This window comes from Anatilimnocola aggregata, assembly GCF_007747655.1.
GTDB classification, from domain to species: Bacteria; Planctomycetota; Planctomycetia; order Pirellulales; family Pirellulaceae; genus Anatilimnocola; species Anatilimnocola aggregata.
Genome location: NZ_CP036274.1, coordinates 5,706,903 through 5,721,865 on the forward strand (window position 1 = coordinate 5,706,903; position 14,963 = coordinate 5,721,865).

Annotated in this window: 11 protein-coding genes; 6 read left to right on the top strand and 5 right to left on the bottom strand. The window is 56.7% G+C overall.

Annotated elements, in window-relative coordinates; genetic code table 11:
- The first annotated feature begins 30 nt into the window (after positions 1-30).
- Together ETAA8_RS21340 and ETAA8_RS21345 are read left to right on the top strand one after the other, a co-directional pair.
- Positions 31-1,341 (top strand): hypothetical protein, encoded by a 1,311-nt coding sequence (locus tag ETAA8_RS21340; protein ID WP_202921159.1) that lies wholly within the window; start codon positions 31-33, stop codon positions 1,339-1,341.
- Between the two features lie 222 nt (positions 1,342-1,563).
- Positions 1,564-1,698 carry a DUF2934 domain-containing protein gene (locus ETAA8_RS21345; protein ID WP_202921160.1) on the top strand — a complete coding sequence of 45 codons (135 nt, stop codon included), beginning with the start codon at positions 1,564-1,566 and terminating at the stop codon, positions 1,696-1,698.
- A gap of 293 nt (positions 1,699-1,991) precedes the next feature.
- Here ETAA8_RS21345 and ETAA8_RS21350 read toward each other — a convergent pair whose 3' ends face one another.
- Together ETAA8_RS21350 and pyrE are read right to left on the bottom strand one after the other, a co-directional pair.
- Entirely contained in the window at positions 1,992-4,883 is a 2,892-nt protein-coding gene (locus tag ETAA8_RS21350) for a DUF2341 domain-containing protein (protein WP_238397472.1), read from the bottom strand.
- A 180-nt stretch (positions 4,884-5,063) separates the two neighbouring features.
- Complete coding sequence (gene pyrE / locus ETAA8_RS21355) at positions 5,064-5,615, bottom strand: orotate phosphoribosyltransferase (RefSeq protein ID WP_145093045.1); 552 nt, start codon at positions 5,613-5,615, stop codon at positions 5,064-5,066.
- A 132-nt stretch (positions 5,616-5,747) separates the two neighbouring features.
- On the opposite strand from pyrE, the gene ETAA8_RS21360 reads away from it, so the two are divergent.
- Together ETAA8_RS21360 and ETAA8_RS21365 are read left to right on the top strand one after the other, a co-directional pair.
- The gene (locus ETAA8_RS21360) at positions 5,748-6,488 is read left to right on the top strand and encodes an SDR family NAD(P)-dependent oxidoreductase (RefSeq protein WP_145093048.1); all 741 of its coding nucleotides are present in this window, start codon (positions 5,748-5,750) and stop codon (positions 6,486-6,488) included.
- A 216-nt stretch (positions 6,489-6,704) separates the two neighbouring features.
- On the top strand, positions 6,705-7,277 hold the full coding sequence (locus ETAA8_RS21365; RefSeq protein WP_202921162.1) for a MarR family winged helix-turn-helix transcriptional regulator: 573 nt from the start codon (positions 6,705-6,707) through the stop codon (positions 7,275-7,277).
- A gap of 81 nt (positions 7,278-7,358) precedes the next feature.
- On the opposite strand, the gene sucD is transcribed toward ETAA8_RS21365, so the two are convergent.
- Entirely contained in the window at positions 7,359-8,240 is an 882-nt protein-coding gene (sucD, locus tag ETAA8_RS21370) for a succinate--CoA ligase subunit alpha (protein ID WP_145093053.1), read from the bottom strand.
- Positions 8,241-8,307: 67 nt separating this feature from the next.
- Positions 8,308-9,498, bottom strand: a complete 1,191-nt coding sequence (sucC, locus tag ETAA8_RS21375; RefSeq protein ID WP_145093055.1) for an ADP-forming succinate--CoA ligase subunit beta — start codon at positions 9,496-9,498, stop codon at positions 8,308-8,310.
- A 252-nt stretch (positions 9,499-9,750) separates the two neighbouring features.
- Here sucC and ETAA8_RS21380 point away from each other — a divergent pair, with 252 nt between their 5' ends.
- Positions 9,751-11,289 (top strand): hypothetical protein, encoded by a 1,539-nt coding sequence (locus ETAA8_RS21380; protein ID WP_145093058.1) that lies wholly within the window; start codon positions 9,751-9,753, stop codon positions 11,287-11,289.
- A 25-nt stretch (positions 11,290-11,314) separates the two neighbouring features.
- On the opposite strand, the gene ETAA8_RS21385 is transcribed toward ETAA8_RS21380, so the two are convergent.
- On the bottom strand, positions 11,315-12,367 hold the full coding sequence (locus ETAA8_RS21385; RefSeq protein WP_145093061.1) for an HAD family hydrolase: 1,053 nt from the start codon (positions 12,365-12,367) through the stop codon (positions 11,315-11,317).
- A gap of 402 nt (positions 12,368-12,769) precedes the next feature.
- On the opposite strand from ETAA8_RS21385, the gene ETAA8_RS21390 reads away from it, so the two are divergent.
- A complete protein-coding gene (locus ETAA8_RS21390) occupies positions 12,770-14,962 on the top strand; it encodes a serine/threonine protein kinase (RefSeq protein ID WP_238397479.1) in 2,193 nt (730 codons plus the stop codon).
- Position 14,963: the final 1 nt, after the last annotated feature.

Sequence of the window (14,963 nt, forward strand, 5' to 3'; positions counted from 1 at the left end):
CTCTGATTGCCGGAACAAGGAACTCACTCCATGCCCTGTCTGCTGCGATCGGCTCCACTTTTTGCCTGCATTGCCTTCGCCAATCTTGCCACGCAAGTCTTCGCTGCGGAACCGTTTCAATTCCGCGTCGAGTCGAACTTGCGGGCAGCGGTTGCTAAGGTCGATATCACTCCTGCTCCCGATACACCCGTGGTCGGTCACATTCGACCGACGAGCGGTGTTCGCGATCCACTCCGCGCTGGAATTTTGCTGCTGACCAACGAGCAAACGCGCGCCGCAATTGTCACGCTCGATTTAATTAGTTCGAACAGCGAAATGGTGGCAGTGCTGCGCGATGTCATCGCCGCGAACACCGAAACACCACGCGAGAACATCATGGTCGCCACCTCGCACAACCATTCTGGCCCGGGCTGGTCGCGCGAGTCGCCTTGGGGCCGAGAGATGGTTGCCAAAATTGCAACTGCGTCAGCTGCTGCAGCCAAAGAATTGCGTCCGGTGACCATTGGTTATGGTGAGGATCGCATCGACTTCAACATCAACCGCCGCAAAGTAATCAACGGCCGCGCGGTAGTGCGACTCGATCCCGATGGCCCGTGCGATCACCGCGTAAAGGTGCTCCGCTTTGACGACGGCCAATCGCTAGAGCCCATGAGCCTGCTGATGCATGCAGTCTGCCATCCGTGCGTCTTTACCTGGGGCGACAAGCTCACGCCGCCCCATCCCAACGGTTTTCCGTTCATTAGCGCCGACTTTCCTGGCGAAGCGCAGACGTTTGTTGAGACCGTGTACGGCCCCAAGACGCGGGCGATGTTCCTGCAAGGTTGCGCGGGCGATATTCGACCGAACCTGCCCGGCGTACCGTATCGCTGCGGCGACGAAGCTGACATCAAGTGGACAGGTCGGAGTTTAGGTTGCGCCGTTGTTCGCGCGGCAGATCGAAGTGTGGTGCGCGAAGAGCTTGCCAAGCGGAAAACGATTTACCCGCTTAAGTGTGCCACGAGTGTGATTGAACTGCCTGGCAAGAAAGAAAAACTCGCCTGCGAAATGCAGGCGCTACGCATCGGGGACTATCTGCTACTGACGATTCCCGGCGAACCGATGGTTGAATATGGGTTTCAAATCGAGAAGGCTATTGCCGATCGGGCGATTCCCATTGTCGTGGGTTATGCAAATGGCAACCTCGGTTACATTTGCACGGCCGAATCCCACAAGTACGGCGGTTACGAACCTAACGCCTCCCCGCTGCTGCCCGAAGCAGAACCGCTGATCCTTGCTGAACTCAACCGCCTGGCAGATAAAGTCCTGGCCGACGTATTCGAGTCGTTCAAGCCCACCAAGTAGCTGGCTCGCATTCCTTGATCGTTCGCCCCCGGCATCGACTCGTGCCCGGCAGTTTTCGTACTCGTACACCGTGTGACGCCGCGTCCGCCACCGCGATGATATTACGCGTGCACTTTGGCCCGGACCCCGACATACTTAACGTCGTTGGCACGATAGTCGCTACTTGCTCTGTCTCGGAACTCGCAACAACTACCACAGGTTATGTGTGAAGGAGGAGAAGAGATGTCAGAGTCTTTTGATGCAACCGAACGAATCCGCCAAGCGGCTTATCAGCGCTGGCTTGACGGCGGGCGACGCGACGGGACCGCTGCGGAGGATTGGTTATCGCGGAAAATCAACTCGCTGAAGAAGCCGTAAAAGCGACTATGGTCGACGACGTGCAGGAGGCTTCCGAAGAGTCATTTCCGGCGAGCAATCCTCCGGCTTGGGGTGGCGCGACAAGTTCCCCCAGCCAACATACTAGCCCAGCAGACCCCCAAGCTGTTGCCGTTGACCCCGGCGCTACCAGTCTGTCGAGCTCGCCAAAGAAGCCGAAAGCAGTGGCCAACAAGCGAGCGGCGAAGTCCCCTGGAACTCCCAAAACCGTTGCGCCACCGGTCAACGACAAAAAGCCTTAGTTGGTCGGACTAGGCCATTCAGGGCGAATGAGATTACTTCGCTTCGATGGGCACATCGCAAAAGGTGAGGGCGGCAATTCCATTCTGCCCAAAGAGCAGATTGTTGGGACTCCAATTCGCGCTGTCGAGATAGGTTAACCTCGTCGCTAGTGATGGACTCTTCAGCTTGAGCGTAAGCCGATTGCCGCTCGTTTTACCGAACTCAACTTTCTTCGGCTCGCCAGTTAGATGGAACTGGCTGGTCAAGGAATCTGCCCAGGTGATTGGTTGGTCGAATTCGAGTGCAAGTTCATCGCGCTGGTCGCTCGTAAACCAAACCCGCGTTACGTTTGCAGGAGTAATCGGACTTGAAACTGGGTGCTGGTAAACCTGGTGTTCAATCAGCGGGCTAATGAGCCGGGCAAACTCCGCGTAGCCTGCGGGCGGAAAATGACAGCCGCCAGGCGGCTGAATGCCAAGAGTGGACATGACATGTAGATTAGAAAATAGCGACGGCAACGTTCGTTGAATTTCGCGCAGCTTGTTGTCTGAACCGTTGATTCCCATCGAGCAGGCCTTGGGCCAGATCTGAAACAGGTAGTACTGCTCGAGATTGGGGTAATCCGTTTTCCAAGCAGCCGCCAGATCGACAAAGTACGGACGATAAGTCTCCCAGCCAAAACCGCCCGTTGGTCCATCGGCTCCTTGATCGTTTTCTCCCTGATGCCACAAGACCGCGCGGATTCCGTGCGTAAGCTTGGCTTGCTGCACGCGCCACAGCAGTCGGCCATAGATGGTCGTCACATCGGTCGGATCGACGGCATTGCGTTGATGCTGATCGATACGAGTTCCACCCACAGCACCATTGATGACGCAAATGGGAATTTGCTCTTTCTCGACGAGCCGTCTGGCGAGTTCCATTCCCCAAAAGCCAATCTGCCCTTGGCCACCCTGGCGATTGCGGACGACTGCATTACTCCAGACGTTCGCCCTCGCATTGCGAGGATCGCTGGCTGGACTGCCGAAACTGCGAATCCAGTCGCTGTTGAACGCGGGATCTTCTTTGCCGATATCGGTGGCATCGGCATTCGACTGCCCATTAATCAAAAAGGCATCGCCACAAACCAGGTTGGCGGCCGTGTGCAGCACTGTTTCGCGATCGCCGATCTTTGCTCCAAACTCGGTGCGATATTTAATTAGCCCTGCGGATAATCTCACTGACAGCGAATATGTTTTATCTGCGGTTACCTTGGTCGTTTCCGTAGCAATCAGCTTGTCGTCGGCAAAGACCCGCAGAAACACCGAATCTGCTTCGTTCGCTAAGACGCCGGAATAGACCAGGTTTCCGAAACGCTTGCCGTCGGGATTCCGGTAGTCGCGCGAATAGAACTGGTTGTCCACTGGCTGTTCGCTGGCGGTCTGCGGTTTGACTGCCCACGCATCTTGGCTGCCTGCTGGTTCCTTGATGGTGACGGTTGTCGACTGCTGGGACTTCGCGCCACCATTATCAATTGCGACAGAGATCCTTAGCGGTCCACTCCCCAGGGCCCGTTTCAACTTCAGCTTGCCCGGAACAACTTCCTTGATCACCGCCACATCGTCGACCGACCAGGCAAAGGTCAGTTGTCCTGCCCCCTGCGTCTGCATGGCAGCCAGATTCTCGATCTGCGGAACAATCTCCAGCGGCCGCCTGCCGTCCCAATTCGCGGGAGCGGTCAATTTGAAGATTGGCTCGGGAATGGCTTCGCTGACCGAAATCTCAACGTTCTGCGTCTTCACTTCCGTGGGATAAATCGCTCGCAGTTGCAGAATCTGCTGCTGGTCGCCAACGACTCGCCCTGCCAGGAACGGAACCGAGAGCCGGTCTGTAGCGACGATCGTTTCCTCTTCACCCGACTTAAGAATCCAGAACACCTTCTGCGCGCCGCCCACTTTCGCGGTCAAGGTCTGGCCGCGACCTTCAGCAATTTTGAGCTTGCTTTCGGAAACAGAAAACTCGGCACCGGGCTGAACCAGCAGGCCGACCAACGATTGCTGGGGCTTCTGATTCTCGTACTGCAGGCGTACCCAATCGGCCGATCGTGCGACTTGCGAAACTCGAACTTCATCCAGGTCGCCCACAAAGTCGTAGTTGTGGTACCAACCACCCAGCCACAGCCGACCGGGGCTCTTGATGTTTAGCAATGGTTTGGCAGAGCCATCGAGCTGGCCGTTGATGTAGATCCGGCCGTCCTCGCGGTCATAGGTATGGACGACATGAATCCATTCGTTCAGCGGCAGGCGACTATCGCTGCGCACATCCGAGAAGTCGCTGTCGATCCGGATGTGCGGCGGACTGCGAAACAACATGCGGACCTTGCTACCGCGGCCACCACCCTCGTTACCCCAGCCGATGATCGTGGAATTAGGCCGCTCAACTCGAAACCATGCTTCAGTGCTGTGAGAACTGGCACCAGCCGGGTAGTTCGGAATCTTGTCGCCGCCAAATACACCTTTACCGCCGGGAAAATGGCGAGCGTTGCCGATCACTCCTGGCGTTGACGTCGTCCCGGTATCGGTACTAGCCAAGGTACCGACGTCGTCGTGGACCGGGTGATTCATATGCCACACGCCGACGTAGCCATTCGTTGCGTTAAACACAGCGGGCCCACTCGACGCACTCACCGCATTCGAATTACCCCAATGCAACTTCAGTTCTTGGCGCGAGTTTCCGGTGATCTTGGGAACTCGCACCCACACCGCGGCAGTTCCCTGCGTGGCATCCCATTGTTCAATCTGGTAGGCCAATGCTTCTCCACTGGACGACGAAAATCGCAAATCGTCGCCGGCTGACTTCGCTTGACTGAAATCGAAGAAGTCCTTGTGCAGACGAACGAGCAGTGGAAAGTCTTCGACGGTCGCCTTCGCAGGCAGGTTCGCTCCCTCCGGCGTCGTCAGGATCCACATCGATCCCGAATGCTTCCAGTCGCGGTGCTTATTAAGTGCTGTTTCCGCAGAGCAAGGCCGAAGTACAACAACAGCTAGAAGCAGAATTACGACCAATTTCATACCATGCCTTAGTTGACTCATGAAGTCACAGATCGTTTCGCCGAAAGTAAGTGGAGAGGGGCAGGAACCGGGCAGCAGCTACTTCACGGGCTCAAGGCCAAAGTCGCGAATCGTAAGTAATGTTTGCAGCGAGTAGCCACGTGCGGCGAGCGTTTCGCGGCCACCTTCCAGGCGATCGATAATCGCAAGGACGCCGCGAATTTTCAGGCCAAACGCTTCAGCTTTTTCAATCGCGGCCAACGAACTTCCACCGGTCGTCACCACGTCTTCGACAATCACCACTTCTTCACCAGCGGTCACGGGCCCCTCCACATCGCGCCCCGTGCCATGCTGCTTGGCTTCTTTGCGGACGATAAAGCCCTTGATCCGTTTACCTTGGCGCCCCGCCACAGTGATGATGGCGCCCGTGATAGGATCGGCGCCAATGGCCATACCTCCGACGGCAGCTGGGAGCGGATCCCCTAGTAGTTCGAGCATGCCGTCTGCAATCAGATTCGCACCCCAAGAGTCGAGCGTGATTTTGCGGCAATCGAGGTAGTAATGCGATTTCTTGCCTGAGGCGAGCGTGAAGTCGCCCACTTGCAAAGCCGATTGACGAACGAGGTCCATGAGGGCGGGCTTATCGAACATGATGTTTCCAGCGATGACAAAAGTGAGGAGCGGTTACCAGCGAACAAGTTGCCGGATTATAAACAATGCTCACCACGTTGCGGCGAAGATCGCAGCCTGAATTGATTACCTCGCTTACGTCGGCCTGACCACATGAAGAACCCAGAAAATCTCGACTCGCTCCGGACGGTTCTCATTACTGGTGGAACCAGTGGAATCGGGCAGGCAATTGCCCGCGCGTTCGCAGCGGAAGGCTGTCGCGTCATCGCGACCGGAGTTTCACCCGCTGAAGTTGCCGAGTGCCAGCGCGAATTTGCCAATCAGACGCAACTGGCCGTGAAACAGTTGGATGTGACCGATGTCGTAGCCATCGAGCGACTCGTCGGTTCGCTGCCCCGTATTGATGTGCTGGTCAATGCCGCCGGAGTGATCTTGCGCGGGCAGGAACATGAGCCCGAAATGTTCGCCCGCGTGATCGACATCAACCTGAACGGTGCCATGCGAATGGCAGCGGCATGTAAGTCAAGACTGGCGGAAAGTAAGGGCTGCGTGCTGAATCTTGCCAGCATGCTCAGTTTTTTCGGCAGTGGTCCAGCACCAGCTTATAGTGCCAGCAAAGGTGGAATTGCCCAACTGACAAAATCACTGGCAATCTCGTGGGCGACGGAGGGAATTCGGGTCAACGCCCTTGCTCCAGGGTGGATCGAGACAAAATTGACCGAGCCGCTGCGAAATGACTCAAATCGTTCAGAGAAAATACTTGCCAGAACCCCTCTTGGGCGGTGGGGCAAGCCAGAAGAAGTAGCTCCAGCGGCCGTATTTCTTTGTTCGCCGGGAGCGTCATTCATCACGGGGGTTGTGCTACCTGTAGACGGGGGCTACCTCATTGCGTAACGAATTCGATCGATTACTGTTAAGTGAACGGCCAAAGTCGCTGCCGGGGCGAGAAAGTTTTGAGATCGACCGGTTTTGAGCGACACCTCTCCGATCGACGATGGTTAGATGTTTGTTAGAGTGTTGCCAACGGCGTCCTGGCCAGGGTGATCGCAGTTGACAACGTTTCTGCAGTAACCAATGTCCCTCCCAGGACTTCGGCAATCGGAATTACTCGTGCCTAGCGCAATTTCTCTCGACGACGAAATCATCGTGGCCATTCGCCGCATCTCACAAGCGGTAGAAGGTTACTCTCGGTACCTCTGGCAAGAATACGGCTTAACCGCACCTCAATTGGGCGCGCTCCGCGAATTGGAAAAGAGCCCGCTGGCTACTCCGGGACATATTGCGGAAAAGTTGCATGTCAGCCCGCAGACCGTAGCTGGAATCTTGAAACGACTGGAACAGCGGGGATTGATTACCCGCGCCCGCGTCGAAAATGACCGTCGCAGTTTTTCGCTGCAACTGTCGGAAGAAGGTCGTCGGCTGTCCAATGAGGCACCATCCCTGCTTCGCGATCAGTTCCGCACGGAACTTACTCGCTTGCAGGTTTGGGAGGCGACACAGATTCTCTCGACCTTGCAGCGGGTTGCCACGATGATGAGTGCCGAAGACGTAACCGATTCGGCCCCCTACTTCACCCCTTCGCTAGAAATTAGCAACGGCGAGGCCGATGACGTGGCATCCGTTGGGACAAATACCGCTAACGGCAAAACCAAGCATGCGACCAAAAGTTCGCTGCGTGCTTAAAGACGAATAATCCATCCAATAAAAAAGTCGCCGACGATGCGGCGACTTTTCTGTTCGTCGAGCAATGACGTTGCTTGCTGCTTACTTTTTGCGCTTCTGAATCGCGCGGGCCACTGCTTCGCCCATGGTGGCTGGGCTATCGGCGATTTCGATGCCGGCATCTTGAAGAGCAGCCACCTTCTCGGCAGCCGTTCCCTTGCCCCCGGAGATGATCGCACCCGCGTGCCCCATGCGACGTCCCGGCGGAGCAGTCCGGCCCGCGATGAACGCAGCGACTGGCTTGGTCACGTGTTCCTTGACGAACGCGGCAGCTTCTTCTTCGGCGGTGCCGCCGATTTCGCCCATCATCAAGATGGCTTCAGTTTGCGGATCTTCCTGAAAACGCTTGAACAGGTCGATGTAGTTGGTGCCGACGATCGGGTCGCCACCGAGACCGACGCACGTCGACTGGCCAAGTCCTAAATTAGTCGTTTGCCAAACAGCTTCGTAAGTTAGCGTACCGCTGCGGCTCATGATGCCGATCTTACCCGGCTTGTGAATGTAGCCCGGCATGATGCCAATCTTGCATTCACCGGGAGTGATCAAGCCGGGGCAGTTAGGGCCGATCAGCACCGCATCGCTGCGGCGAATCACTTCGTAAACGCGGATCATATCGATGACCGGCACACCTTCAGTGATCGCGGCGATGACCTTGATGCCCGCATCGAGCGCTTCGAGGATGGCATCAGCCGTGAAGGCAGCGGGGACGAAGATCATCGTGGCATTGGCACCGGTCTTCTCGACGGCTTCGATCACGGTGTCGAACACCGGCAGACCTTCGACGGTCTCGCCAGCTTTGCCCGGCGTGACACCGCCGACCATCTTGGTGCCGTATTCTTTGCAGCCCTTGGTGTGAAACGCACCAGCCTTGCCGGTGATGCCCTGGCAAATGACTTTAGTGTTCTTGTTGATCAAAATGCTCATGGGAAGTTCTTATTTGCAGATTGTTGATTTGAGATTGCAGATTGAGGAACGATCGCGGCCGTGTGCGTTAGGCACTCTTGGCCGCTTCGACAATCTTCTTCGCCGCGTCGGTCAGGCCGTCAGCCGCAATCAGCTTGACGCCGCTCTCGCGAAGGATCTTCTTGCCTTCTTCGACTTCGGTCCCTTCGAGGCGAACCACCAGCGGCACGGTGAAGCCGACCGCTTTGCTGGCTGCCACAATTGCGTTGGCGATCGTCGAGCACTTGGCGATGCCGCCAAAGATGTTGACCAGAATCCCCTTCACATTGCTATCCGACAGAATAATGCGGAAAGCTTCAGTCACCTGAGCTTCGTTGGCACCGCCACCGACATCGAGGAAGTTCGCTGGTTCGCCACCGTGCAGCTTAATGATGTCCATCGTCGACATCGCGAGGCCAGCACCATTGACGAGGCAACCAATGCTGCCATCGAGCTTGACGTACGACAGGCCAGTGTTGCTGGCGCGAACTTCGGCCGGATCTTCTTCGGTCAAATCGCGGAGTTCGAGCAAGTCCTTGTGGCGGAACATCGCGTTGTCGTCGAAAGCCACCTTGGCATCAAGCGCGACCAGGTCGCCCGCTTCTGTCACGACGAGCGGGTTGACTTCGACCATCGCACAGTCGAGTTGAACCCACAGCTTGCAGAGGGCCCGCATGAACTTCTCAGCGCTGGCGACGCTTGGGCCCTTGATGCCCAGGCGATAGCAGAGCTTGCGAACTTGGTAGGGATACAGACCAGCGTGGGGATCGAAATGTTCTTTGAAGATCTTTTCGGGGGTGTCGTGTGCCACCTTCTCGATTTCCACGCCACCTTCGGTTGAAACCATCAGCACGGGCTTGGCCGCGGCGCGGTCAAGGACGATGCCCAGGTACAATTCGCGGGCGATCTTGCAGCCTTCTTCGACGAAGACCTGATTGACGACTTTGCCTTCTTCGCCAGTTTGAATCGTAACCAGCGTGTTGCCAATCAAATTGCGAGCAACGGTAGCAGCTTCTTCCGCTGACTTGACCAGTTGCACGCCGCGCTGCGCTGGGTTTTCCTTGACGGTTCCCTTGCCGCGACCGCCGGCATGGATTTGCGACTTCACCACGGCGATCGGTCCGCCCAGGGCGGTGAACGCAGCTGCTGCCTCTTCAGGCGTGCGGGCCACTTGCCCCTTGAGCACGGCGACGCCAGCTTTGCGAAACAGTTCTTTGCCTTGGTATTCGTGAATTTTCATCGGGTTCTTTGCCTGCCACGGGTCACTGCAAAACTTCGTTCAGTCGAGCGGGCGATTATGGGGCAATAAGGGCTGATTTGCAATCGGACGCATTCCGTCCAACTACCAAACGCGGGATCGTCGCAGATCGGCACTCTTTGGCCGCGGATTGCCAAGTTATAAGGCTAGTGGCTTCACCTCGGACGAGTGGCGAACTAGAATCGGTCAGAGCCCTTCGTCTTCTCTACTGCTAATGCGTTTTTGGAATCAGCCATGAAAGCCTGCTTGAGTTGGTCGTGGTCGCTGTTGTTCTTGCTGGTCGCTTTGGCCAGTCCAGCGCTGGGTCAGTTTCAAGACCTAGCCGCGAAGATACCTAACTCGGCCAATGTCGTCGCGTTTGTAAACGTCGAAAAGTTGATGGCCAGCCCGATCGCGATTCAGCAGGACTGGGCATCGAAGCGGGATAAGGCATTCTCTTCAGGCGTTTCGTTTTTGCCTCCTGATGCCAAACACGCCGTATTGGCAATGGATATGGACCTGCAGTTGTGGACTCCCGTCTGGGAAGCTGCAGTGATCGAACTTGATCACAATCCCGACATGGCGAAGGTTGCCCAAATGACGGGCGGAGCCCCAGATGTGATCGCTGATTTGCAAGTTGTCGCGCTCCCCAGCGACGCCTATGTAGTAAAGTTCGACACGGAAACAGCCGCCTTCATGGCCCCCGCCAATCGTCAATCGACGACGCGCTGGTTGCGCAGCGTGCTGGCAAAGAACGACCTCAATCTTTCGCCTTACTTGTTTGAAGCATTCAAGTATGCCAACGATCGCGGCACTCCCGTGATTGTTGCCATCGATTTGGAAGGGGCGTTTCCCATCGGCGAAGTGCGGGCTCATCTCGCAGCCGGTGGTGACTTCGTCAAGCAGAATAAGCTCGATCCGGAACTCGTCGCCCAGACGATTGCCGGTGTGCGGGGCATTACGCTTGGTGTCACCTTTTCCGATAAGCCCTTCGGCAAAGTGAAGATCGATTTCACCGACGATATCTCGCTCGCGCCAGAAATGGCTAAAGCGGCCATGATTCATGCCTTCAGCAATCACGGCGTAATGCTGAACGAATTCTACGATTGGAAGCCGGAAGTCAGCGGCAAGAGTGCTTCACTTGAGGGCTTCCTAACGCCTAGCGGAATGCGCCGCGTTTCGAGCTTGTTCAATCGTCCGCCGTCCCTCAAGCCACTCGACCCTGCCAAGGTCGCCACTCCCAAGAGCAAGGAAGAGATCATGAAGGAAGCCTCGATCGCGTATTTTCACGCAGTCGAAGGCCAACTGCAGGATCTGAAGCAAACCAAGCAAGGAACCGCCGTCTCGTCGATGGGGCAAATTGGCGTCTGGATGAGCAAGTACGCGAACAAGATCGATCAGCTTTCCGTTCTTTATGTCGACCCAGAACTGGTCGACTATGGTGCCTATGTCTCGGACACGCTCCGCTCGTCGTACAACGCGATTCGTTCCGGTGCAGCCCGCTCGCGAATTCGTCAGGTAGACACACCGATGCAATACGACTACTACACGCAGACCAATACCTACGGCTATACGGTTCGCGATGGCTGGTTTGGTGGCGGCTATACTCCCTACGGATATACCAACACCTACGCCGTTCCCGATCAGCAGGCTTACATTCACGCGAGGACACAGGCCGCGACGGAAGAGCGAGTTACCTCGGGCAATCAGGCTCGCGACATTTTCCAGGGAATCGAGAAGGCGACCGGCGACATCAAGCGAAAGATGACGCAAAAGTACAGCGCCGATTTTTAAGCCAGCGCAGCAGCGCTGTTGATTGCTATTTCGCGACTGGCGGGAAGATGGTTTTCCAATCCCGCCGCATATCGACGACGGACCAGCCTCGATCGGGCGCTTCATCCAGAGCACGCGCGAGGCGACCGACATGGGAATCTCGATCGTAGGCGTATTCTCGCTCCGCATCGGTGTGATGCACGATCAGACCGATGCGCGATCCCTTCCCCGCAGTTGTCCAGCGGAGCATTTCGTAGTCGCCATCGGAATTGCCAAAGGCGAAGACCGGCCGCCGGCCGATAAGTTTTTGAATGCCCACCGGCTTCCCCGTTTTGTCATCAACAAAATCCAACTCTGCGAGTCGCATGAGGACCGGCTCAGCATCGCGCAGTTCGTACTTGAGTTTGCCTGAACTGCCGATAACCTGCTCGGGCGGAATTCCATACACGCGCTCAGTAAAGGGGCGCATGAACTCGATGCCGCCACCTGAAACGATATAGGCCTTGAAGCCCTTGCTGCGCAGAAAGGCCAGCACTTCGAGCATCGGCTGATAGACGAGTTCCGTGTACGGACGGTCGAACTTGGGATGTCTGGCAGTGGCGAGCCACTGCGTCACGATCTGCTCAAAATCGGCCGTCGTCATGCCTGTGTGAGTTGCTGCCAACAACTGCAGCATTCCCTTTTCGCCAGCAGCTGCCAGTGCCTTGATGTCGTGCCTCAGCACTGCGGCAAATGGCTCCGCTGTTTTCCATTCGGGATGTTGCGCAGCCTGTTGGCGGACGCGGTCGAAGACAAACTGCATTTGCACATAAACCGGCTGTTCACACCAGAGCGTGCCGTCGTTATCAAATACCGCGATGCGCTCCGCAGGTGGAATGAAGTTCGGACAATCAGCATCCGTGGCGCAGGCCACGAAGTCCAGGATGTCCGTGCGCGCGGCACACTTATTCCAGGATGGCAGCGGATCATCATTCGCATTGGCAACCGGTTCTCCTGTTGCCTCTTGCGCACTGGCAACCGGCAGCTGAACTGCAGCCAGCAGTGAGGCTGCACTCGCGAGGAAGTGACGTCGGCTTTCACTAACAGACTGAATGGTCATGGCAGCTCTCGATAAGACTAGGAAAGAGACCGCACTATTCTCGCTGTTCGGAGAACCGGCTGACAATCGGTCGCGCAGCGCGTTCAGTATGTGTAGAAAGCAATAATCTTTGATGTTCGTTAGCTACCGAAGTTCGGTAGCGCAAGGTGACTAGCTGCAGGATTTCTGCGATGTAGTAACCTGCATGCCCACACTGTTGGCCTGATTCAACCGCAATCTCTGGCTTGCCCCCGAGCAGCACATTTGCCTGTCGCAGGGGTCGTGACTAGGATCAATTGTTCCTCAGCTCGCGCTGGTTGAGGTTTCTTTTTGACCCTTGAACCCCGCGACATCGCTCCTATGTGGAATTGGCTTGGCTCGTTAATAGGACGCAATCGCGAGGCACGTACGGGGCAGGCCCACATGACGTTTGGGCAAACGTCGATTGGGCGGACCATGTCGCGGACTCGCCTGTTGCTCAAAAAGCAGATCTGGGTCTGGCCCATCATCGCGGTCGTGTTGTTGGCGACAGTCGGGTTTTTCGTCCGTGTTTCCATTCAGCGGACGATGGAAGACAACCTCCGTTCGCAGCTGACAACGCTCCGCGATGTCGAGCGGGCGATGCTCGAAAAATGGTTCCACGTGCAAGAGTCGAACGCGCTATCACTGGCCAGCGAACCGGAGGTGAGGCACGCTATCGAGGCCATCCTTAAGGCTCGCCAACTGGCCGCTGAGCAAGATGCCGCGATTGCACCGACGGCGATTAAGGAACTTCAAGCGCGGCTCCAGACGGAGTTGGAGCCGGGGATGCAGTCGCATAAGTTCTTCGGCTACATCGTGGCCAATCGCGATCAGCGCGTCGTGGCTTCTAACTCCGAAGAACTGATCGGCCAGACCCACCCCAGCTACGACGACCTCCTTGGTCGAGTTCTGGATGGCAGATCAACCGTCACGCCTCCCTACGCGAGCATTGCCTTACAAAAAGATCACGACGGCAAATTACGAACTGGCCTCCCCACCATGCTCGCCTGCGTGCCGGTGCGCGACGAGAACTTTCAGATCATTGCCGTGCTCGGAATGCGCATTCGGCCAGAAAAAGAATTTACCGAGATTCTGCAGTTCGGCAAGTTTGGCCAAACAGGCGAGACATATGCCATCGATAAGTTCGGGACGCTCGTGTCTAACAGCCGCTTCGATAAGGACCTGAAACTGCTCGGCCTGATTCCCGACACGAAGGAGGCGGCTTCGATTCTGAACATTCAGGTGCGCGACCCAGGTGGTGATATCACACGCGACTATCGCCGTACCAAGCACCGCGAAGAACTCCCCCTAACTAAAGTTGCCTCAGAACTCGTCAGCGGTTCCACGGGCGTCGACTTGACTCCACATCGTGATTATCGCGGCGTCCCCTCGATCGCTGCGTGGACGTGGCTACCGGAATATGAAATGGGGCTGATCACCAAAGTCGAATACGCGGAAGCCTTCGCCCCGCTGACGATTCTCAAGCGGACCTTTTATACACTGTTCGGTTTACTCACACTCAGTGCGATCGCCATCTTCATCTTTACCATCGTGGTTACGCGCCTGCAGCGCGAGGCCCAGAAGGCTGCCATCGAAGCCAAGCAGTTGGGGCAATACCGCTTGGAAGAACGAATCGGCGCGGGCGCAATGGGCGTAGTCTATCGCGGGCACCATGCCATGCTGCGACGGCCGACGGCAATCAAGATGCTGGAGGTCGATCGGGTGAACGAGTCATCACTCGCCCGCTTCGAACGCGAAGTGCAGATTACCTGCAAGCTCAACAATCCGCATACCGTGGCCATTTATGATTTTGGTCGCACCCCCGAAGGGGTCTTTTATTATGCGATGGAGTTTCTCGATGGCATCAACCTACAAACGCTCGTTGAACGCTACGGCGCGCAAAGCGAAGCCCGGGTCATCAGCATCCTGAAACAGATTTGTGCCTCGCTCTTTGAAGCCCATTCGCTGGGCCTGGTGCATCGCGACATCAAGCCCGCCAACATCATGCTCAATCGCCGTGGTGCCGAGCCAGACGTCATCAAGGTGCTTGACTTCGGTCTCGTTAAGGCTTTGAACGAACGTCAATCAACAACTGGCAACGATCTCTCGGGCACACCGCTCTATATGTCTCCCGAAGCGATTCAAACGCCGGACCTGGTCGATGCTCGCAGCGACCTGTACGCCGTCGGAGCCGTTGGTTACTTCCTGCTTACCGGCCAGACCGTCTTCAATGCCCAGACGTTGACCGAACTGTGTCAGCAGCATGTCGATGGAATTCCCGAGACCCCTTCGAAACGAACGGGCCGGGCCATATCCGCGGAACTTGAACACGCGATACTCGCCTGCCTGGAGAAGACCCGCGGTAAACGACCACAAACGGCTCGCGACTTGGCCGCGATGCTCGACCGCGTACCCATCGTTCAACCTTGGACACTCGACGACGCCGAAGGCTGGTGGAGCCGTCACGAACGGGGCGAAGCCATTGCCAATCAGGCTGTAGTTGCTGCCGCGACTACTCCCCCAGCACCGCGCCCCGCCGGCAATGGCACCGTTATCTCGGGGCTTGATCGGACGATCGACGGCCCCGGAAATTAAA